General features: G+C 51.9%; 17 protein-coding genes. 6 read left to right on the plus strand and 11 right to left on the minus strand.

Annotation, left to right across the window (positions count from 1 at the left end; all coding sequences use genetic code 11):
* Positions 1-3 precede the first annotated feature (3 nt).
* The 3 genes from FPZ45_RS03680 to FPZ45_RS03690 form a co-directional block, all read right to left on the minus strand.
* Complete coding sequence (locus tag FPZ45_RS03680) at positions 4-1,782, minus strand: sensor histidine kinase (protein ID WP_186438213.1); 1,779 nt, start codon at positions 1,780-1,782, stop codon at positions 4-6.
* A gap of 180 nt (positions 1,783-1,962) precedes the next feature.
* On the minus strand, positions 1,963-2,568 hold the full coding sequence (locus tag FPZ45_RS03685; RefSeq protein WP_144698562.1) for a DUF2087 domain-containing protein: 606 nt from the start codon (positions 2,566-2,568) through the stop codon (positions 1,963-1,965).
* Between the two features lie 178 nt (positions 2,569-2,746).
* Positions 2,747-3,328 (minus strand): SLOG family protein, encoded by a 582-nt coding sequence (locus FPZ45_RS03690; protein WP_144698565.1) that lies wholly within the window; start codon positions 3,326-3,328, stop codon positions 2,747-2,749.
* A 185-nt stretch (positions 3,329-3,513) separates the two neighbouring features.
* On the opposite strand from FPZ45_RS03690, the gene FPZ45_RS03695 reads away from it, so the two are divergent.
* The 4 genes from FPZ45_RS03695 to lplA all read left to right on the plus strand — a co-directional run bounded on the left by FPZ45_RS03695 (position 3,514) and on the right by lplA (position 7,881).
* Positions 3,514-4,638 (plus strand): Gfo/Idh/MocA family protein, encoded by a 1,125-nt coding sequence (locus FPZ45_RS03695; RefSeq protein WP_144698567.1) that lies wholly within the window; start codon positions 3,514-3,516, stop codon positions 4,636-4,638.
* A 33-nt stretch (positions 4,639-4,671) separates the two neighbouring features.
* The gene (locus FPZ45_RS03700) at positions 4,672-5,430 is read left to right on the plus strand and encodes a sugar phosphate isomerase/epimerase family protein (protein ID WP_144698569.1); all 759 of its coding nucleotides are present in this window, start codon (positions 4,672-4,674) and stop codon (positions 5,428-5,430) included.
* 25 nt (positions 5,431-5,455) lie between these two features.
* Complete coding sequence (locus FPZ45_RS03705; protein ID WP_144698571.1) at positions 5,456-6,406, plus strand: helix-turn-helix transcriptional regulator; 951 nt, start codon at positions 5,456-5,458, stop codon at positions 6,404-6,406.
* A gap of 482 nt (positions 6,407-6,888) precedes the next feature.
* Entirely contained in the window at positions 6,889-7,881 is a 993-nt protein-coding gene (gene lplA, locus FPZ45_RS03710) for a lipoate--protein ligase (protein ID WP_144698573.1), read from the plus strand.
* A 52-nt stretch (positions 7,882-7,933) separates the two neighbouring features.
* On the opposite strand, the gene FPZ45_RS03715 is transcribed toward lplA, so the two are convergent.
* Together FPZ45_RS03715 and FPZ45_RS03720 are read right to left on the minus strand one after the other, a co-directional pair.
* Complete coding sequence (locus tag FPZ45_RS03715) at positions 7,934-8,290, minus strand: DUF1304 domain-containing protein (RefSeq protein ID WP_425456942.1); 357 nt, start codon at positions 8,288-8,290, stop codon at positions 7,934-7,936.
* A gap of 137 nt (positions 8,291-8,427) precedes the next feature.
* Positions 8,428-8,835: a DUF6855 family protein gene (locus tag FPZ45_RS03720; RefSeq protein WP_144698577.1), complete on the minus strand. Its 408-nt coding sequence runs from the start codon at positions 8,833-8,835 to the stop codon at positions 8,428-8,430.
* A gap of 269 nt (positions 8,836-9,104) precedes the next feature.
* Between FPZ45_RS03720 and FPZ45_RS03725 the strand changes: the two genes are divergently transcribed.
* Positions 9,105-10,574: a GGDEF domain-containing protein gene (locus FPZ45_RS03725; protein WP_186438214.1), complete on the plus strand. Its 1,470-nt coding sequence runs from the start codon at positions 9,105-9,107 to the stop codon at positions 10,572-10,574.
* A 52-nt stretch (positions 10,575-10,626) separates the two neighbouring features.
* Here the strand turns inward: FPZ45_RS03725 and htpG are convergent, their stop codons facing one another.
* Positions 10,627-12,507, minus strand: coding sequence for a molecular chaperone HtpG (htpG, locus tag FPZ45_RS03730; protein ID WP_144698582.1), 1,881 nt, complete (start codon positions 12,505-12,507; stop codon positions 10,627-10,629).
* A gap of 248 nt (positions 12,508-12,755) precedes the next feature.
* On the opposite strand from htpG, the gene FPZ45_RS03735 reads away from it, so the two are divergent.
* On the plus strand, positions 12,756-13,868 hold the full coding sequence (locus FPZ45_RS03735; protein ID WP_186438215.1) for a polysaccharide deacetylase family protein: 1,113 nt from the start codon (positions 12,756-12,758) through the stop codon (positions 13,866-13,868).
* 26 nt (positions 13,869-13,894) lie between these two features.
* Here the strand turns inward: FPZ45_RS03735 and FPZ45_RS03740 are convergent, their stop codons facing one another.
* From FPZ45_RS03740 to FPZ45_RS03760, 5 genes are all read right to left on the minus strand, one after another.
* The gene (locus tag FPZ45_RS03740; RefSeq protein WP_186438238.1) at positions 13,895-14,746 is read right to left on the minus strand and encodes a carbohydrate ABC transporter permease; all 852 of its coding nucleotides are present in this window, start codon (positions 14,744-14,746) and stop codon (positions 13,895-13,897) included.
* A 35-nt stretch (positions 14,747-14,781) separates the two neighbouring features.
* Positions 14,782-15,657 carry a carbohydrate ABC transporter permease gene (locus tag FPZ45_RS03745; protein ID WP_144698589.1) on the minus strand — a complete coding sequence of 292 codons (876 nt, stop codon included), beginning with the start codon at positions 15,655-15,657 and terminating at the stop codon, positions 14,782-14,784.
* Positions 15,658-15,756: 99 nt separating this feature from the next.
* The gene (locus FPZ45_RS03750) at positions 15,757-17,094 is read right to left on the minus strand and encodes an extracellular solute-binding protein (RefSeq protein WP_144698591.1); all 1,338 of its coding nucleotides are present in this window, start codon (positions 17,092-17,094) and stop codon (positions 15,757-15,759) included.
* A 91-nt stretch (positions 17,095-17,185) separates the two neighbouring features.
* Positions 17,186-18,754 (minus strand): response regulator, encoded by a 1,569-nt coding sequence (locus FPZ45_RS03755; RefSeq protein ID WP_144698593.1) that lies wholly within the window; start codon positions 18,752-18,754, stop codon positions 17,186-17,188.
* Positions 18,751-20,532: a cache domain-containing sensor histidine kinase gene (locus FPZ45_RS03760; protein ID WP_144698595.1), complete on the minus strand. Its 1,782-nt coding sequence runs from the start codon at positions 20,530-20,532 to the stop codon at positions 18,751-18,753. Before FPZ45_RS03760 ends, FPZ45_RS03755 begins: the two co-directional genes overlap by 4 nt.
* Positions 20,533-20,661 lie beyond the last annotated feature (129 nt).

Consider the following 20,661-nt stretch of genomic DNA (forward strand, 5'->3'; position numbering starts at 1 on the left):
TTGCTAGCGATCCGAACGTTCTTCCCGAAGGGCTGGTAAATTCATTGTGACCTTCGTTCCGCCTTCCCGCCGCCGTTCGTATAGAAGACCGTAGCTTTCTCCAAAATGCAGCTTAATCCGCTTGTTGACGTTTCGAATGCCGAAACCTTCGCCCGTGCGGGTGCCATCCACGATCTCGTTCAGTTTGACGATGTCGGCTGGCCTGTAGCCGTTGTCTTCGACCATCACGGTCACTCCCTGCTCTTCATGCTTGATCGAGATCCATAACTTGCCTTCGCTGTCCATCTTGCGGATGCCGTGGATGATCGCGTTCTCGACGAGCGGCTGGAGGACGACTTTCGGAATTAAGAAAATCTTGGCCTCTTCGTCGATCTCCCATTGGACCGAGAACGAATAGTTGTTGCGTTTGAGCTGCAGCCGGATGTATGCCTCGATATGATCGAGTTCCTCCGCGATCGGAATCAACGTTTTGCCGCGGCTGAGGCCTATTCGCATCAGCATGGACAAATCTCGAATCATCTCGGCCGACTCCGCGTTGCCTTCTATCGTCGTCCGCCAGAAGATCGACTCCAATGTGTTGTATAGCAGATGAGGATTGATCTGGGAATGCAGAATCGTCAATTCGGCTTCCTTATGTCGAAGCTCCAACTCATACTTATCGTGGATCGTCTGGTTCAGCCTTTGGGTCATCTCGATAAAGGCGTTGTTCAGTTGGCCGATCTCGTCACCCCTTTTCGCCTTCAGGTCGCTCGAAAGCGGTCTTCCCGGTTCGAACGAACGGCTTAGCCGCGACAGCTTCGACAACGGGCTTAAAATATGCCTGAAGAAATAAATACTGGCGATCAATAGCGCGCAGAAGTAGACGATCATCAAATAGTTAACGAGCTGCCTGACCGCTTCGTGTTCGCCGATAATCGAGCTGACCGGGATTTTGAACAACAGCTTCGTATCGCTGTCTACGCTGCGGTGAATCGCATAGAGCCACGCGCCTTCCGCGCCGCGGTCGATCGTCACGCCGTCCGGCGCGCGGAACACGGGCGGAGGCAGCCGAAAGACGGAGCCGATATCGAGCCCCGCCGTATTGGCAAGCACTTCCCCCGCTTTGTTCAACAGAACGATCTGCCCGTCCTTCGGGATTTTGAGCGATTCCAGATCTTTGCGCAGAAGCGAGTCGAGTCCCGTCATGACGATCACTCCGCTCGGCTTTCGGCCGTCCATGTCGTTGTTCATGCTGCGGATATAAGCCGCCGTCTTGATCCCCTGCGGGTTATTCCCCGTCTGGTTCATAATGCGGATAATGCCCGTGCCCCTGGCGTTCCGCGCGTCCTGAAACCAGCTGAACGCGGAAGTATCGCACGCGAAAAACACCCCGTTCGGCTTAACGTCTGAAGGAGGCGCGAAAGGATAATCGTTCAGAATCTCGGGAATATACACCGAGAAGTTGATATCGTTCTTGGAGTAACCCGCAAGCAGCTTATCCAGGACGAGGTATTTCTGCAGCCGATCGTATTCGCTCAATACCGTCGTCTCGAACATGAGCTGGGTTTCCGGAGTGAACATCAATTTCTCCGTCGTGCCATCGACAGACAAAATATCCCTATCCAACGTCAGATGGTTCGTCTTGACGAGCTGAAAGAGCGTCTCTCCCATTTGCTCCTCGGTAATGTCCGCGACTTTGACCGAGACGATCCAGTAAGCAAGCAGTATCGGAATTACGATAAGGAAAACGATGAACACGATCAATTTCTGAATCAAATTCATTCTCGAAAGCCATCTTGGCATCGATGAACCATCCGTCCCGATCATTATTGGTGTGCTTTGCGAATGACTGTTATTTCTTCTTTTATTCTAAGTGGAAATGGTTAAACGCGCGAGGTTTGATTTCACGAAATTTCGGCGGGATGTTACGCAGGCGCGGCTAACCCCGCCCGTTAACGGGACGAGGCTGTCCAAGGTCGATCGTTAAGCCAATTGGTACCACTTGGCCCACATTTCCGATGGATTCATTTCGTAGATTCCATCCTCACGGTACATGAATTGATGCATGATGAACTCCCTGCGAATCGTAGCGAAATCCTCGTGGTACTGGCCAATGTATTCGTTGATCTCTTTCTCGGCATATTTGCGGCCCATCTCCAGACCGGAGACGATATGCTCCAGGACGATCAATTTTTTCTTCAACTGCGAAGGCAATTGCTTTAACCTGCCCTGCTTCGTGAAAAAATGGCGGATAACCGTGTCCTTCGTACGCCCCCGTTCCTCTTCCATTCCTTCTTCCCCCTTCCCTTCCTCGGTTCCGCGATAGATCAACCGGAGCGAAGCTTCCGCATTGCTTTTGAGGAAATAATCGTTCAGCGAAAAATAAATCGTATTTTTGTCCCGGCGTTCGTTAATGAGACTCGCCTCCCGCAGCTTCGCCGCATGATGCGTAATCGTCGCGGGTGTAACCGACAGTTTATCCGCCAACGTTTGCCCGTTCAGTTCGCCGCCCGCGAGCAGGATCATCATCCTGATCCGCGTCGGATCGGCGAGCGCTTTATGGTAGGCGACGACTTTATCCAATTGCACCCGCTCTCACTCCTTGTCACTATCAAATTTAACATTTATCTAATTAGATGGTTGTTAAAACAAAGAATATACAATCATCTCGTTCCTGTCAATAAGCGATATGTCATCCAGCGTGAAAAAAGAGGAGGCTGTCCCGATGGACAGCCTCCTCTCAGCAATCTTCCGCCATTTTCAATCGTTAGTTTTGATGAAGATCGTCGACATCATAAAAGTGTTCGAACGTTTCCTCGTTCGCCATACTTTGGATTTCCTCCGCTCCGATGGCTATGTATCCGTAACCTTCCTCGGCATTTTTACGTAGCGCCTTCTCTTTCATGAACTTCGGACTGCCATCCCCGGCTTCCTCGTCGTATACGAGTAAGATTCCGTCCGTCTTGCGAAGCAGCAGCTCATCCCTCGCCCGGAACTGCCATGCGCCGCTGTAGGGCTGCTTGCTGACGGATCCGATATAATCCACGCCTTTAATAATTTCGCGATAATATTCCTGCTTGTCCACTTTCCATTTCTCTTCTTGCCCGGCAAAAGCTGTAACGATCGACAAGCGAAGCCTGGGATAATGCTTTTTCAATTCGATCGCCGTCTCGCACGCCCACAGATCGACGCCGTATTGCCCTGGCGTAATCACCCACTCAAGCCCCTCTTCGACGAGCGGAATAAGCTTCGACTCGATCGCTTTGCGGATATAGGGAATACCTTTATGCTTCTGATCGAAAATGCCCAGCTCGTGAGCGCGGTAACCGGTAATCAGCAGATTTTTCATCGAAGCTCCTTGCAGTGTTGGAATAGCTTTATCTTAACAGAACTCGCCGCAAAGCTCACCCCTGCACGAGAGGAAAGAAAATATCAGATTTGTCCAGTTCAGCGCCTGCTTTCTCTATTGTGGAAACGCGAACCCTGAGCAATAATGAGAGCAAGTCATGCTATTGGCCAAAGGAGGAGTCGCGCATGCGCAAAGTCGTGGCGGGAGTCGTCGGAACAGGGCAGATCAGCGGAATCTATCTCAAGAATTTGACCGAAACGTTCGACAGCATCATCGAAGTGAAAGCGGTTTCAGACCAGATGCCGGAGCTTGCGGCGATACGGGCGGAGCAATACGGCATTCCGAACGTATGGACGGTAGAGCAACTGTTGGCCGATCCCGAGATCGAAATCGTGCTAAACCTGACGGCGCCGATCGCGCACGCTTCGTTGAACATGATGGCTTTGCGAGCAGGCAAACATGTCTATACGGAAAAGCCGTTTGCCCTGACCAGGAAAGACGCGGACGAAGTACTGGCGCTTGCCGAAGAGAAGGGATTGCTTGTCGGCTGCGCGCCGGATACCATCCTCGGCGGCGGTCTGCAAACGTGCCGCAAACTGATCGACGACGGCTGGATCGGAACGCCGTATTCCGCGAACGGAACGATCGTCATGGGCAACGCTTGGGGCGGCATGCACCCGAATTTCCGCAACTTCCTCAAACTGGGCGGCGATCCGGTGATGGATATGGCCCCCTACTACTTAACCGCTCTCGTGTTCCTTCTCGGCCCAGTAAGCCGGGTAACCGGAACGGCGCGCCAGCTGCGAAGCGAAATAACGATACTAAACCCGAAATCCCCTTCTTATGGGCAGAAAGCCGCGATCGAAGCGCCGACGAACGTATCCGCGGTGCTCGAATTCGCGAGCGGCGCCGTCGGCAGTCTGCAAGCCGCCAAGGAGAGCTTCGGCTACTTCCCTCGGCTGGAAATCTTCGGAACGGAAGGCAACTTGACGCTGCCCGACCCGAATATGTTCGGCGGACGAATCGCGATCGAGTTTCCGAACGGGGAAACGAAGGAATTCCCCGTCTCCCACGGTTTTACCGAGGATAGCCGGGGAATCGGGCTTGCGGATATGGCTTATGCCATACGCCGCGGACGTCCCCATCGCGCAAGCGGGCGATTGGCCCGGCACGTGCTCGATATTTCCCTCGGCATTTTCGAATCGTCGCGCGAAGGTCGGCATATCGCTATCGATTCCTCCGCGGAACGTCCCGACCCTCTGCCGTTAGGATTGCAATATAACCGGCTGGAAGCCGACGACGCCAATTAATCCATTCGATAATAGAATAAGGAGAGATCGCCGATGCCGCGTTTTCCGATCGCCGTCCAGCCTTATACCGTCCGAGAAGCCATGAGTATAGACTACGTCGGTACGCTCGAGAAGCTTGCCGCCATCGGTTTTGAAGGGATCGAGCTTGGCCTTCCGCCGGAGGGGATGACGCTCGGTCAGCAGAAGGCCCTTCTGGACCGCCTTCATCTTCAGGTCGTCGGCGCGCACGCTTCGTTCGATAACCTCGACGTCGACTTTCGCCGTTTAACGGATTACCTGCAGCAGACAGGCGGTCAATACATTGCCGTATCGATGCGCTTCGATTCCAAGGACGACGCGCTTCGCAAAGCCGAACAATTCAACCGGATCGGGGAAATCTGCAGAGAGGGCAACGCGACGTTCGTCTATCATAATCACGATTGGGAGTTTGAGCGTTTCGACGGGGAAAGCGTCCTCGATCTGCTTCTGCGCGAGACCGATCCGCAACTCGTGAAGTACGAAATCGATACGTACTGGGTTCGCAAAGGCGGAGAAGACCCCGCATCTTTCATTCGCAAGTTGCAAGGGCGTTGCCCGCTGCTGCACATCAAAGACATGGAGCCAGGCGAGGAGCAGTTTTTCGCCGAGATCGGCGAAGGTATTCTCGACTTCCCCGCGATCGCGGAGGCAGCGGCAAGCGTCGGCACCGAATGGCTCGTCGTCGAACAGGATTTTAGCCGGCGCGACCCTTTCGAGAGTCTCGCGATCAGTTATCGCAATCTTCAGCGGATGGATTTGATTCGCAAGGCGTAGATTAACGGCGAGAGGAGAGCGTGCGATGCGAATACCCGTTGCTGGCGGCGCGAATATTGAGCTCGGCGAGCAGACGCAGGCGACGTCCGCGCTTCGTTCCGCTTTGAATCTTCCCGCGATCCGAGTGTTGGGAGACTTTATTAAGAAGCCGGGCACGGGGCTCGTTGAGCGGGAAATTCCCGATTACGAGGTGCTTTATTTTCCCGAAGGAACGGATTCGGTATACCGAGTCGGCCAGCGGGAGTATGTTCTTTCGCAGCCATGCTTCGTTCTGACCAGACCCGGAGAAATTCATAGTTACACTTACGATGCCCATAAACCGACTAGGCATCTGTTCATCCATTTCTGGTTAAAATCATTCCCCGGGGATATGCTGCCCATGCTGCTCCCGAACGGGCCCGCCGTCATACCTTACCAAGGCGAGCTGCTCTACTCTCTTATGAAGCAGATCAACGCAATCGCTTATTTGAATCCGGATCGGCTGCAGGATAGGGGAAGCCTACTTCTGCTCTCCTTGCTGTCGGAGATCGATTCCCTTGCCGCGAACGAGCCGTCTAAGCAATCTTTGAATCGTCTCCCGCCGCAGCTTACGAAAGCGCTCGACATCATCGAACTGTCCCTATCCTCTTCCCTTACCGTCGAGATTCTGGCGAAACGGGTCGGCTGGACGCCGGAACATCTGTCCCGTTCCTTCGCGCGGTTTCTCGGAATGACGCCTAAGGAAACGATCATGCGCAGAAGAATCGAGCGCGCTTGCCAGCTCCTTCTGTACGGGCAGCAAAGCGTCAAAGAAATCGCCTTCGAGGTCGGCTTCACGGACGAGAATTATTTCTGCCGGGTATTCAAGGCGATGAAAGCCATTACGGCTACGGATTACCGCGTCAAATACTATAATCCCAGACACGGAGACCTCGCCCCGGTGAACGACGGAGAAGCTCTGTATCCTTCCAATCGCATTTTTTTCGGTGAACCGTAACCGGGACGGCCGCACAGGCCGTCCTTTTTCGCCGGACTACAGACCCTCGCACTCCCGTTTCCCGCAATCTAATCAGGTTTCGCCGGACTACAGACCCTCGCACTCCCGTTTCCCGCAATCTAATCAGGTTTCGCCGGACTAGAGCCCCTCGCACTCCCGTTTCCCGCAATCTAATCAGGTTTCGCCGGACTACAGGCCCTCGCACTCCCGTTTCCCGCAATCTAATCAGGTTTCGCCGGACTACTGACCCTCGCACTCCCGTTTCCCGCAATCTAATCAGGTTTCGCCGAACTACAACCCCTCGCACTCCCGTTTCCCGCAATCTAATCAGGTTTCGCCGGACTAGAGCCCCGCGCCTCCCCATTCGTCGCTCTCCCCTCACGAATCGACGGACAGTGACAGGGCCGCTTGAGAGTTGTAAAATGAGAAGAAATACGAGAAACAACCCTGCCACCAGGCAATATCATACCGGAGGAACAGTCATGAAATTCATCAGCAACCGCAACATCACCGATCCAACGCTGAACTTGGCGCTCGAAGAGTACGTTCTGCGTTCGCTTCCGGACACGGACGATTACCTGCTCTTCTATATCAATGAACCATCGATCATTATCGGCAAAAACCAAAACACCGTCGAGGAGATCAACGCGGAATACGTGGAGGAGAATGGCATCCATGTCGTACGCAGGCTTTCCGGCGGCGGCGCCGTCTACCACGATCTAGGCAATCTGAACTTCAGCTTTATCATGAAAGACGACGGACAGTCGTTCCACAACTTCAAGAAATTCACCGAGCCGGTCGTGCGAGCTCTCCGTAAAATGGGCGTCGACGCCGAGCTGACCGGACGCAATGACCTTCAGGTTGGAGAACGGAAAATCTCGGGAAATGCCCAATTCTCGACGAAAGGCAAAATGTTCAGCCACGGCACGCTTCTGTTCGACTCGGAAATCGAGAACGTCGTCTCCGCGCTGAAGGCGAACGCCGAGAAATACGTTTCCAAAGCGACAAAGTCGATCCGCAGCCGGGTCGCGAACATATCCGAATTCCTGAAAGAACCGATGACCGTCGAGCAATTCAGAACGAATCTGCTTACGTCGCTTTTCGAAGGGGAAGCCGATATCCCTTATTACGAGCTTAGCGAGCAAGATTGGGAGAACGTACGCAAGCTGGCGGATGAGCGTTACCGGAGCTGGGAATGGAACTATGGCCGTTCCCCTGCGTTTAACGTGCGCCAGACGAAGCGGATCGAAGGAGCCGGCACGTTCGACGTCCGGCTGCAAGTCGAGGACGGCGTCATCGCCGGCGCAACGATCTATGGCGACTTCTTCGGCCGCGGAGACAGCGCTGAACTGGCCGCTCAATTCGTCGGTACCCGCTACGAGTCGGCCGCGCTAAGCCGCTTGCTGGATGACATCGACTTAACGTACTATTGCGGTCCCGTTACCAAGGAGCAGTGGCTTCAGTTAATGTTATAACAAAACACACAAAAAGCCCGCTGAGCGGGCTTTTTGGCGCAGACTAACAGTGTTACAACCACAGCAGGGCAGCCAAAGCGATCAAGGCCGGCAGCCCTTGAATGAGCAAAATGGAGCGCTTGGCAGTCACACCGCCGAACAAGGCGGCTACAAGCACGCAGCCAAGAAAGAAGAAGCCGATTTGCCGACTCATATCCGCATCCGGGTGAATGAGGCTCCATAGAAGTCCCGCTGCCAGAAATCCGTTATACAGCCCCTGATTCGCAGCCATCGAACGGGTTGAGTTCGCCAGTTCAGCAGTCAGTCCAAACGTCTTTCTTGTCCGGGGAGTCGTCCATAGGAACATTTCCATTATGAGTATGTACACATGCTCCAGCGCGACTAAACCAATCAAAATATTGGCGATCATGTTTATCCTCCTATTACAGACTAGAAATACCTTCGCCTTTTATTATCGGTGGAAAAACCAATGGTTGTAAGGTGTTTATCTTAGATAGACATAGTAAACCCCGGCCATTATACAATGACCGGGGTTTCTCGTCAGCCTTACTTAGCCCTCATCCGATTGTTTCTGGGGTTATGCTCAACCTCGGCCAAACCCAATTGTTCCATCAAAGGCGGAATGTACATGCCGAATCGCCCGCGGAAACCTTTCTTCAGACCGTACCAGCCCCCGATCGGATTGTCCGGAGAACGTCCCCATGCTTCTACCGTCCCCTCCTTGGCCGGCTTTTGCTCGTCCGCGCTGCCCAACTCGATCCAGTCCCCATGAGCGGCAAGCATCTGCCGCAAGTCCTCGATACAGCGATAATCGTAATGCAGAACCGTTTTCCCTACTGTACAAACCAAGATTTCCTTTCCGTCTTTCTCGTCCTTGTACATTTCGTATTCTGAAGTTTGCGGCGGAGTTTTCAGTTTCCATGGATGATCTTTCGTTCCGATTACGGCTGTCAATGCAATTGCCCCTTTACGCGATAATTATCGTTTTCCTGCCCGATCGCTTCATCACGATATCGGTCGCTCGTTCGCCTTCATTATAGCTTGATTTCCCGACGACAGATATGGCAAGGAGCGACATGGAGTTCCATTTCTTGCAATTTCCCGGGAAATTTCATCCGGAGTAGAGGTTTTTCCCCTCTTCGCGTTGAATAACACTAGCGAATAGTGTCGAACCGTGGACGGGATTTCATTCTCAGATGGTTGACTTCGAAGAGGTGTATCAAATGAAATCTCGCTTTCAGCTTAAACTGACTTGGAGTTTGCTCCTTTTCGCAATGCTGATTTCGATTATTTTGGCGACGACCGACCATCACAGAATGCGACACCAAGCCTTCGATAATACGTTAACGCAAATCCAGCTCAACGAAAAAATGGTTCAGTATGCATTGGAATCGATCGATAAAGCCTATTACTTGTTCGGAGAGAACGTTGCCGCTCGCATGAAAAAAACCTCCGACGTGCTCCTGCAAAAGTACGACGATCTTCCATCGTTGGATGAATGGGACTTCGACCAACTTAAGGAACAGCTGCAATTCGACATTTATATGATTGACGAATACAACAAAATCCAATACAGCAGCCTGGCCCGGGACATCGGACTAGATTTTGCTGTATGCTGCGGGAAGCTGGCGAAGGTGCTCGACGAAAGACGAGCGACGGGCAAGTTTTACCACGACGGAATCGATATCGAGCAAGGTACCGGCATGTTGAAGAAATACAGCTATGTCGCAACGAAAGATAAGAAATATATCATTCAGTTGAGCTATTTTCTTGAGGACAGCGCGATCTTCCGGGTATTTAACTTTCTCGATACGATCGATGACCTGAAACGAAACAATCCTTCCATCGACGAGATTAACATTCTTAATATCGGAGGACTTCCATTGAGGAAATCGCCCTCCGACGAGCAACTGAGCGGAGATCGGAGGAAAGCGTTCGAACAAACGCTGAGGACCGGCAAAACAACCGAATTCAGAGGAAAACGGAACGGGGAATCCGCGATATTCCGTTACGTGCAGTACGAGTCCAAATACGACGTGGGCACCACGAAACATAAGGTTCTGGAAATCATCTACAATGATCGCGAGTTAAAGAAAGTTCTGAATGAAAACCTGGAAGTGTTTCTCATTCAATTGATTGCGATTCTGATTATTGCCGCCGGGCTGTCCCTCGTGATCACGAGATGGGCCGCCAAACCCATGCATATGGCTTTCCACGACAGCCTTACGGGGTTAAAAAATCGGGCGGCTTTCGACGAACTGCTCGCTTCCGCGCTTGCAGACAATAAAGGCACGCTTGCATTGCTCATGATCGATCTGGACAACTTTAAATTCGTTAACGACCGTCTCGGACACAGCAAAGGCGATCATCTGCTTCGCAGCGTCGCCCACGGAATTCGTTCCGCCGCCGGTGACGCGGATATGACGATTCGCTTGGGTGGCGACGAATTCGTCATCGTCATGCCCGCAACGACTCGCGAAGCGGTGGAAGATATGGCCATCCGCGTACTGAATGCCGTCCGCGACTCCATCGACAACGAGACCGATTCCTTGGACGAAGAAGTGACGGTCAGCATCGGAATCGCGCTTGCCCCCGAACACGGAATGGATCCCGAGACATTGTGCAGGAACGCCGACGCGGCTCTGTACCGTTCGAAGGAAAAAGGAAAGAACCGTTATGGTTTCTATGAGTGAAACGAAATAAGCTATCCCTTCTGCTCATGCGGTAGGGATAGCTTATTCGTTTTTATACCATCACTTTGCAAATATCGTTCGTGAACTCGACTGGGTCGGAGATCGGCAAACCTTCGATCAGCAGCGCTTGATTGTACAACAAGCTCGTGTACAGATTCAGCTTCTCTTTGTCCTTGGCCTGCGCGTCCTTGAGCGATTGGAATACCGCATGGTTGACGTTGATCTCGAGAATTTTCTCGGCTTTGACACCCGGGCTGCTCGGCATCGCGTTCAGCACTTTCTCCATCTCGATCGTCAGCTCGCCTTCAGTCGTCAAGCAGACCGGATGGCTCTTGAGCCGTTTCGATGCGCGAACGCCCATTACTTTATCGCCGAGGAATTCCTTCATCGCGTCAAACAGCTCTTTGCTCTCGTTCGCTTCAGCTTCCGTCTCTTTATCCTTCTCGTCCGCTTCGATGCCCAGATCGCCGCTCGAGACGGATTTGAATTCCTTGTCCTTATACTTCGCGATGATCTTGATCGCGAATTCATCGATATCGTCTGTCAAATACAGAATTTCGTAGCCTTTGTCGGCGACGAGCTCCGTCTGCGGCAGCTTCTCGATTCTCTCGTTCGACTCGCCGGTCGCATAATAGATGAACTTCTGCTCTTCCGGCATCCGCGACACGTATTCGTCCAGCGTCGCGAGCTTTTTCTCTTTGGAAGAGTAGAACAGAAGCAGATCCTGCAGCACTTCCTTATTCGCGCCATAGTCGTTGTAGACGCCGAATTTGAGCTGACGGCTGAAGCTCTCGTAGAACTTCTCGTACTTCTCTCTCTCTTCCTTGAGCAGACTTTGGAGCTGGCTTTTGATCTTGCTTTGGATGTTCTTCGCGATTTGCTTAAGCTGGCGGTCGTGCTGCAGCATCTCACGGGAAATGTTCAGCGACAGGTCCTCGGAATCGACCATACCCTTCACGAAGCTGAAATAATCCGGCAGCAAGTCGGCGCATTTCTCCATAATGAGCACGCCGTTCGAGTAAAGCTCGAGTCCCTTCTCGAATTCTTTCGTGTAATAGTCGAAAGGCGTGCTTTCCGGAATGTATAGAATCGCCTGGTAACGCACCGCACCGTCGACGCTGAGATGAAGATGCTTCAGAGGCTTATCCCAGCCGTAACGCTTCTCGTTGTAGAAATTATCGTAATCCGCGTCCGTCAGCTCGTTTTTGTTTTTGCGCCAGATCGGCACCATGCTGTTGACGGTTTCCTCTTCGGTGAACTCCTCGAATTCGTTGTCGCTGCCTTCCTTGGGACGGCTGCTCGTCATATCCATCTTGATCGGATAACGGATGAAGTCGGAATACTTCTTAATGATCGCTTTCAGGCGATAAGGCTCAAGGTACTCGTCGTATTGGTCTTCGTCCGTGTTCGGCTTAATTTTTAATACGATCTCCGTGCCTACGGTTTCCTTCGCGGCAGGTTCGATCGTATATCCGTCCGCTCCTGTGGATTCCCACTTGTACGCTTCGTCGCTGCCGAGTGCTTTGCTCGTTGCGGTTACGACGTCCGCGACCATGAAAGCCGAATAGAAACCGACGCCGAACTGTCCGATAATGTTATGACCGTCTTGCGCTTCGTTCTCTTTCTTAAACGCAAGCGATCCGCTCTTGGCGATGACGCCGAGGTTGTTTTCCAGTTCTTCCTTCGTCATCCCGATGCCGGTATCGGTTATCGTGAGCGTGCGAGACGTTTTGTCGGCGGTGATTTTAATGTAGTAATCTTCTTTGTTGAACGTGAGATTCTCGTCGGTCAGCGCTTTGTAGTAGATTTTGTCCACCGCGTCGCTGGCATTGGAGACCAGCTCTCTTAGGAAAATCTCCCGCTGCGTGTAGATCGAGTTGATCATCATTTCGAGCAGGCGTTTGGACTCCGCTTTGAATTGTTTTTTGGCCACGGATGAGTCTCCTTTCGGGATATCGGATCATGGTAGGAAATGAAGTTTGTCGAAAACAATTAGCACTCTAAGTTACCGAGTGCCAACACATCATTATTTTCACATTATCCCTTTTTGATGTCAAGACAACCGCAGCGAAAAGTTCCAAAGGTTCCCTTTAGCTCGTTTATCCATACGGGCAATTGGCTTCAAAGCATGATATGATAAAAATGACTTGCGGCGACAAGCCGTTATATGGAGTGAACAAGATGAATATAAAAACAAAATTCGCGCTTTCGACGCTCGTTCTGGCGATCGCCGCGTTGGCGCTCTGCACCTTGGGAATCCGTTGGTATTCGTCCCACTTTCCGCGGCTCGCGTCCGCATTCCCGTCTATCGTCTCCGCGATTGCCGAATACAAATCCTCTTCTGCGTACGACAATTTAGTTCCGACTACGAACGAGCCGAACGGCGTTTACTATCGCGACAATGTTCTCGTGCTCATGTATCATGACGTCAGCCCGAATCCGGAGAACGATAAATCGCTGCCTCTCGCCAGCTTCGATAAGCAGTTAGAGTTAATGAAAGCCAACAATTTTCATTGGATTACGATGGAGCAATATCGCGACTTTATTCTTCATTCCGCCCCCGTTCCGGACAACGCTGTGCTGCTTACGTTCGATGACGGTTACGAGTCGTTATACGATCAGGCCTATCCGTCGCTCAAGAAATACGGCGCGCCGGCATCCGCGTTCTTGATCGTCAAGACGGTGGGAGATCCTTCGGATCCTTTTCCAAGGGTGACCTGGGACCAAGTGCGCGAGATGCATCAGAACGGCATCGATTTCTTCAACCATACGTATGACTCCCACCGTTATGCGCCGACAGAGGCGTCCGGAGGCAAGCCGATGTCCATGATCGCCCGGCGGCTCTACTTAAAGGACAAGCAGCGCCAAGAGACGGAAGAGGAATACGAAACTCGGGTGACCGCCGATCTGAGAAAAGCCAACGAAATTCTGGAACGGGAAATTGGCATTCGGAATTATGCGTTCGCGTTTCCTTACGGCGCTTTCTCGGACTCGCTTCTGAACATCTCCGGCAAGTTGGGCATGGATATTACGTTTACCGTCAAAAGCGGGCTGAACGCACCCGGTCAAACGAACGGCTTCCGGTTAAACGCCGGGGGCGAAGACAACAATCCCGATCTTCAGATCGCCCTGATGAAACAAGCGGAGACACGGCTCGCCGATCATGAGTTCAAGCAACCTCAAACCCGTCAATACGCTTTTCTGGCGCTTTCCGTTTTATTCGTACTTACCGGTATTTTCTGGTTATGGACTGGCTGGAGACTGATCAGAAGCAAAAAAAGGGTGGCCGCTTAGAATCTGCGCCACCCCATATTGGAACTCTATCCTTTGACCGCCCCGGCCGTCATTCCCTTCATGATCTGCTCTTGGAACATTAAAAAGGCGATGATCGTCGGGATGACGGCGATCGTCATCGCGGCCATCGTCAGTTTATAGTCCGTCGAGTATCCCGTAGCGAAGACGGATAAGCTTAACGGGACCGTCTTCAGGGCCGGTTTGCTGATAAAAATAAGCGCGAAGGCGAAGTCGTTCCAGAACCGCAGAAAACCCAAGATCGCTACCGTGGACAGCGCCGGCAGACTTAGAGGCAGCATCATGCGGAAGAAGATGCCCCAATAACCAGTGCCATCGATCAGCGCGGCTTCCTCGATTTCTTTCGGAATCGCCGTCAGGAACGCCGCCGTCACGAAGATCGCGAGCGGCAGTTCGAAAGCCGTATAAGGCAAGATAAGCGCCCAATACGTATCCAACAACTTAACTTGCTTGAGCATGATGAAGAGCGGAACTAATGTGCTATGAATCGGGATGAGCATCCCGAGCAGAAACAACCCCATAAAAAACGCTTTGAACCGGAATTGAAAACGGGCGAGCACGTAAGCTGCCAAAGCGCCCATCACAAGAGTAAAAGCAAGGGCCGTCACCGTCACGATCGTCGAGTTGATCAATGAAGTGCCCATTGCCGATACGTCCCAAGCGCGGGTCAAGTTGTCCCAGTGCCAAACCTTCGGCAAGTAGAACGGACGAGAATCGAATTCCTCGTTCGTCTTAAAAGCGCTGGTGAATAGCCAAAACAACGGATATAAGGTAACAAGTGCGTACAGAGTCAATCCGAGCTGGATAAGTGCTCTCCCCAAGCCTCGTTTGCTTTTGCCCTCCACCTGAATCTTTGCCATAGGAAGCTTTTGTTCCATCTGCATATTCCCGCCTCCTAACGGTAATCCCTTTTCATGAGGTACTGACTTCCCAAGATTAACAGCAAGCTGAGAATGATGATCGCCGTAGATATCGCGCTTCCGTAACCGAACCTATAGACATTAAAGGTGCTGTTGTACATGTATGAGGCAAGCACCTCCGTCGTATGGGCGGGACCTCCTCCGGTCATTACGTAGATCAGATCGAATGCTTTCAAACTTCCCGAGATGCATAACACGATGACGACCTTGATCGTATCCCAGATCATCGGCAACGTGATCGTAAACAGCTTGCGTGATGCGCCGACCCCGTCGATCTGGGCGGCATCGTTGATCTCGGACGGGATATTTTGCAGCGCGGCAATAAAAATGATCATATACGGCCCGATATAATTCCAGATAATCGGGATCATAATCGCATACATAGATATGCTCGGCTCGGAGAGCCAGGCTCTCTTTAAGTTTTCCAATCCCGCGGAATCGAGCAGGAAATTCAGGACGCCGATCTGCGGATGATAAATGTAACTCCAGATAATCCCGACGACTACGGAAGATAACACCATCGGCATGAATACCGAGGCTCGGATCAGCCGTTGAAACAGACCGCTCTTCGTCAGTAGAAGCGCTAGAATCATGGCGATCGGCACTTGTCCGAAGACCGAAGCGGCAACGATCAGCATGTTATTCTTGAAACCCTTCCAGAAGATCGGGTCCTTAACGACTTCCGCATAATTGGCTAAGCCGATAAATTTGGCGGCTCCGATCCCTTTCCAATCGAAAAATCCGTAATAAGCGGACCAGAAAACCGGAACGACGACGAAAAACAAATAGAGAATCAAAGCCGGGAGTATCCCGGCGACAATAAATCCTTTCACTCGCGCCGATGTTGTCATAGTTCCCTCCTTGGCAAGTAGAACGGCAATGCCGTCTTCGAGTAAAAAAGCCGATTCCAGCCCCATAGTTGACTGGAAACTGGAATCGCTTTGCCTCCTCTATTTGCTCGCTGCCAACTCTTTATCCTGCGCATCTTGGATTTTCTTGGCGATGTTCTCTGGATTTCCGCCCATCAACAGTTCCTGCAATCCGTTGTTCATGACATCCGCAACGGCGGAGCTGAGTCGGCCGTCATATACCGGTGTAGTATGCACGGTGCCGAGAAGCTTGTAGACTTCGGCGAAGATCGGACTGACTTTGGACGTATCCAGTTCGACTTTATAACTGACAAGCTGATTGCCTTCGAGCGTTTTTTTCTGAACTTCCGGACTTGCCATCGTATAAATCAGCTTAAACGCGGCGTCTCTGCGGGCACCATCTACGTTTTTGCTGAGACCGAGTCCCGTTCCGACGACCCCGGACAGCGAATCCGGATCGCCCTTGCCGCCCGGCACCGTTGGAAGCACCGTTGCTCCCATGTCCGCCATCGCTTCGGGCGAAGCGTTGGCAGCCAAGTTCGTCAACGCCCAACCGCCGTCGATCATCATGGCCGCTTTCCCTTGCGCGAACATCTGCTCCATCTGCGTGTTGTCGATGCTGTTAAAGCCGTCTTGGAACGCCTTAGCATCGGAAAGCTGTTTCAAGTACGCAAGCGCTTGCACGAACTCGGGATCGGTGAATTTCGCACCTTCTCCGGCAATCGCCTTGAGGAACCATTCCGTTCCCGTTACCCGGTCTCCAAGCGAGCTGAGAATGCTGGACTGTGCCAACCAAGCCGCTTTGTTGCCCAGTGCGATCGGTGTAATTTTCGCCTTATTAAACGTCTCGACGAGATGCATCATATCGTCCCAAGTTTTCGGAGGCTCCACATTATTCTCGGAGAACATTTTTTTGTTGTAATATAAAATCGACGTTGGCGACATGGCCATCGGCACAGCATAGGTATTGCCGTCGATCGTAAAATCGGAGAAGGAGTTAGGGAGGAATCCCTCTTTCCATTCAGGTTTGCTATCGAGCAGTTCGTTGATCGGTTGGAGCAATCCTCCGCCATCGAATTCTTTCGTCATAATCCCCGGCCACATCACGAACAAGTCGGGCATTTCGTTAGCCGCGGCTACCGTTTTTAGCCGTGCCCGATACCCATCGGGAGGGATTCCCTGAATATCAAGCTGGATATCCGGGTTATCTTTCTGGAATTGCTCCAAAGTCGCCCTCATCGTCTGGGCTCTAAGATCGTCCCCCGTATAGTTATGCCATATAGACAGCTTCACTTTCTCGGTTTTCGTTCCTGCTGTGCTGCCGTTTTCTTGCGAAGCGTCTTTACTTCCGCTGTTGCCGCATGCGACCATCGATATGGTCATGACCGTCAATAACGCGATTAACCAAGTTTTTTTCATTCGTTTGCCCTCCTCGTCTCTGTTTGCTTTCTCAGTATAAAGGGCGAAATCGCTGCGGATAACGGGAGAAACTTCGGAGAGAGGGGGGTCATTATTCAGCTTCTTTGGGATGCTGACGAAATTCCGAAGGCGTTTTACCCGTATGTTTCTTGAACTGCTGCGTGAAATATTTAATATCCACATACCCTACCCGCTTCGCCACGTCAGCGACCTTGCTCGGGGTACACTGCAAAATCTCGGCGGCTTTGCGCATCCGCTCGCGGGTGACGAATTCCAGATAAGTCATGCCCGTTTCCCGTTTGAACACCTCGCTGAAATGATTCGGGTTCGAATGGACAATCCCGGCGACTTGATTCAAGGATAGAGGTTGATCGAGGTGATCCTTGATGTAGGCAATCGCTTTATGAATATAAGAGAACCTGGTCTGATCCATCGACTGATGATAGACCGCCATTGCCGCCGATAGCTGCTTGAATACCTCGTCTTCGGGGCGTGCGTCCCATTCGAAGCTAAGCGAGGCTGGGATCGCAAGATTCGGCGACGGATCGCCAAGGCCGGCTCGGGTTCGTTCCGCCCACCGATAACCCGCGACGACCAGCGAATGAAGAAACGCGCGAAGCGTAACCGGCGTAACCGCCGGGTCCTCCAGTTGGTTCCGTACCGTCTGATTCACCCAATGTCTAAGCGCGGTGGCGTCATTGTTCATCAGAATTGCCGACAGCTCCGCCTCTTCTTTCTCCGTGCACAAGGTACGACCGCCGGCGCGCCCCTTAATATCTTCCGCCGCGAACAATCCCCGCGATCCGATCAGCCCCTTATACGCATAAACCTCCAAAGCGTCCTGATAAGATTGCTTCAGTCCCTCGTAACTCGTCGCCAAGCTGCCAAGCGCCGAGAAGACGGTGCATTTCAGAATTTCTTCGACGCGGTTCTGTATCCGCTCCAGAGCAGGACGATCTGATACTCCCGTCTCCTCTCTCGCCACCAAGACCAAGCGATCTTTTCCCACGAGCGTCATGCAAGGCAGCAATTCGCACAATATATTGTCTACGGCCCCATGAAGCAGATCGTCGAAAGGCTTCTCCCCCCAACCGGAGGCGGACAGCAGCATGACTCGCAACGATAAATCATCGCCCGGCTTGTTCATCCCCTGTTTGCGGAACCATTCCCGAACACGGTCGAGATCGGCCCCCCGTTCATCGTCAAGCCCGCCGTTTAAAACATTGAGTAGCGCCTGCTTGTTCAACGCGGTCTGCTGAAGCATTTCTTGTTTGATCCATTCCTGCCGCTCCACAATATTTTGTTTAGCCTTCATCGCCGCTTTAATAATTTCTTCAGGACGGCTTGTTTTCAATAAATAATCCGTGACTCCGCCCCGCAAAGCCTGTTGCGCGTAAGAAAAATCATCGTAGCCGGTTAGAATAAGAACCTCCGTGCCCGGCAGCATCTCTTTGACTTCCTTGGCCAGCTCGATGCCATCCATGCCCGACATGCGAATATCGGTCAACAGAATATCGGGTTTCTCCGTCGGTATTCTCTCCAATGCTTCTTCGGCCGAAGCGGCGGGAGGAATCAGTTCGAGCCCCAGCTCCTTCCAATCGATCACCGTACATAACCCGTTACGAATGATCACCTCGTCGTCTACGATCATGATTTTCATGGCCGTTCCTCCCTAAGCGGAATAGTAAACGAAATCCGGGTCCCTTTTCCCGCTTCGCTGTCGATCGTTAATCCCGAATCATTGCCATAGTGCAGCTTCAGACGGCGATGGACATTCAACAAACCGTAGCTACCGCTTTTCGGCACGTTGCGGTCCAGCGCCTGAGGCTCCGAATCGACCGCCGATAATAACTGCCTCCGGATCTCGCGAAGCCTGCCTTCTTCTATCCCGATTCCCGTATCTTCCACCACGAACTTCATCTCGCTGCCTTGCAGCTCCCCGTGAACGAACACTTGCCCCTTCTCCTTCTTCTTCTGAATGCCATGAATGAGACTGTTCTCGATTAGGGGCTGCAGCAATAACTTCAGCATCGGCATCGGCATCATGTCCGGGTCGACGAAAAATTCCATCGTGAACTGATCGGGAAAACGAATCGATTGAATATAGGCGTAATTCTGCGCATGGGAGATTTCTTGGCGAACCTGGCAATACTCTTCGCCTTTGTTCAGACTGAAACGCATGAAATCGCTAAGCGCTCCGACCATCTCGGCAATCTGCCGATCTTTGTTCATGAGTGCGATCCAATGGATCGAAGATAACGTATTGTAGAGGAAATGCGGATTAATCTGGGCCTGAAGCGCCTGAATATCCGCCTCCTTCTTCTTCGCCTCATTAAGCTGGACCTGGGTTTTCAACCTGTCGATCTTCTCGCCCAGCTTGTTATAGCTTCGGACGAGCAGTCCGATTTCATCGGCGCTCTTGATCGTGTAGGTCGGGATCTTCTCATCGAGATTCAGTTCCTTTAACGATCTCGTCAGTTTCGTCAGCGGCGTGGTTACCCATTGAATGAAATAGAGCATCAAGCCGACGGCAAGCAACAAGGCGATCCCCGTAGCAAAAGCCGTTACAGTCAGCACGTAATTGTTCTGCGCCCTGTACACTTGAGTAGGAATAAAACCGACCAATTCCCACCCCAGACTCGGAATCGTATTGTAGAGAATCGTCTTCTGCTCCTTGCCGCTGCCGTATTTCAGCACGCCGTTCGTTCCCTCCAACTTCTCCATGTCGGGGAAAATGGCGGACAACGGCTGTGTCAGCCATGACGGGTCTCCTCCGGAAATGATTGTGCCGTCCTTGTCCAATAGGAGGACGTAACCGCTTTTCTCCCATCCGGCAGCGTCGATAAACCGTTCGATTTCTTTCTGATCCAGGCTGACCGAAATCCATCCCATTTCCTTGAAGTTGTAAAAATTACGAACCGGACGCACGAGCGAAATCACCCGTTTCAACCCCTCCGTCGTTTGATTCTCGTAGAGGGAAGTCCAACGTTTCGGAGTTTTGCGGTAATCCATCTTGATCTTCTCGAGAAGAGGGGGCAACCCGGATTGAAGGATGGTCGAATTCGACAGTTCGGGATTACCGTTCTTTGGTTTGATCGTAATATTCGAGATGTACTTCTTCGAGAAAGCCAAGTTCGTCAACGTACCGATAATGAGCGAATAGCGGGCGATATCTTCTCGTTCGTTATTCAAGTATAATTGGATGTCCTTCTCCCCGATTAGGAAAATGGACATGTTTTCCACGTCCTGAACGACGAATTCAATCTTATCTTTGATTTGATTTAGCGTGTTCATTCCCGACTGCTTGGCTTTCTCTTCCGTTACGGAAGCGGCCATCTGGTAAGAGACGACACCCGCGAATAACAAGGGAAGCAAGATGGCGAATAGCAACAATAACGTTAGTTTTCGTTTAAGCGAATTGGCAAGCCAGCGCCTCATCGGTTCATCCCCTTAACAGCCATTATTCTAAAGCACTGTAGTATTCGACATAATGCGAGGAATTCCTTGAAGACAAAAAATCCCTCCGTAAATGGAGGGTAAATTCTTCGTTCGTAACCGATCAGCTCT

The sequence above is a fragment of the Cohnella terricola genome (genome assembly GCF_007786475.1).
Classification (GTDB): domain Bacteria; phylum Bacillota; class Bacilli; order Paenibacillales; family Paenibacillaceae; genus Cohnella; species Cohnella terricola.

Excerpts from the sequence above, each read along its gene's own strand:
- FPZ45_RS03735 (WP_186438215.1), top strand. The coding sequence starts at position 12,756 with ATGAATATAAAAACAAAATTCGCGCTTTCGACGCTCGTTCTGGCGATC.
- FPZ45_RS03745 (WP_144698589.1), bottom strand. The coding sequence starts at position 15,657 with ATGACAACATCGGCGCGAGTGAAAGGATTTATTGTCGCCGGGATACTC.
- FPZ45_RS03695 (WP_144698567.1), top strand. The coding sequence starts at position 3,514 with ATGCGCAAAGTCGTGGCGGGAGTCGTCGGAACAGGGCAGATCAGCGGA.
- FPZ45_RS03715 (WP_425456942.1), bottom strand. The coding sequence starts at position 8,290 with ATGATCGCCAATATTTTGATTGGTTTAGTCGCGCTGGAGCATGTGTAC.
- FPZ45_RS03690 (WP_144698565.1), bottom strand. The coding sequence starts at position 3,328 with ATGAAAAATCTGCTGATTACCGGTTACCGCGCTCACGAGCTGGGCATT.
- lplA (WP_144698573.1), top strand. The coding sequence starts at position 6,889 with ATGAAATTCATCAGCAACCGCAACATCACCGATCCAACGCTGAACTTG.
- FPZ45_RS03740 (WP_186438238.1), bottom strand. The coding sequence starts at position 14,746 with ATGGCAAAGATTCAGGTGGAGGGCAAAAGCAAACGAGGCTTGGGGAGA.
- FPZ45_RS03755 (WP_144698593.1), bottom strand. The coding sequence starts at position 18,754 with ATGAAAATCATGATCGTAGACGACGAGGTGATCATTCGTAACGGGTTA.
- FPZ45_RS03680 (WP_186438213.1), bottom strand. The coding sequence starts at position 1,782 with ATGCCAAGATGGCTTTCGAGAATGAATTTGATTCAGAAATTGATCGTG.
- FPZ45_RS03725 (WP_186438214.1), top strand. The coding sequence starts at position 9,105 with ATGAAATCTCGCTTTCAGCTTAAACTGACTTGGAGTTTGCTCCTTTTC.
- FPZ45_RS03700 (WP_144698569.1), top strand. The coding sequence starts at position 4,672 with ATGCCGCGTTTTCCGATCGCCGTCCAGCCTTATACCGTCCGAGAAGCC.
- FPZ45_RS03760 (WP_144698595.1), bottom strand. The coding sequence starts at position 20,532 with ATGAGGCGCTGGCTTGCCAATTCGCTTAAACGAAAACTAACGTTATTG.
- FPZ45_RS03750 (WP_144698591.1), bottom strand. The coding sequence starts at position 17,094 with ATGAAAAAAACTTGGTTAATCGCGTTATTGACGGTCATGACCATATCG.
- FPZ45_RS03705 (WP_144698571.1), top strand. The coding sequence starts at position 5,456 with ATGCGAATACCCGTTGCTGGCGGCGCGAATATTGAGCTCGGCGAGCAG.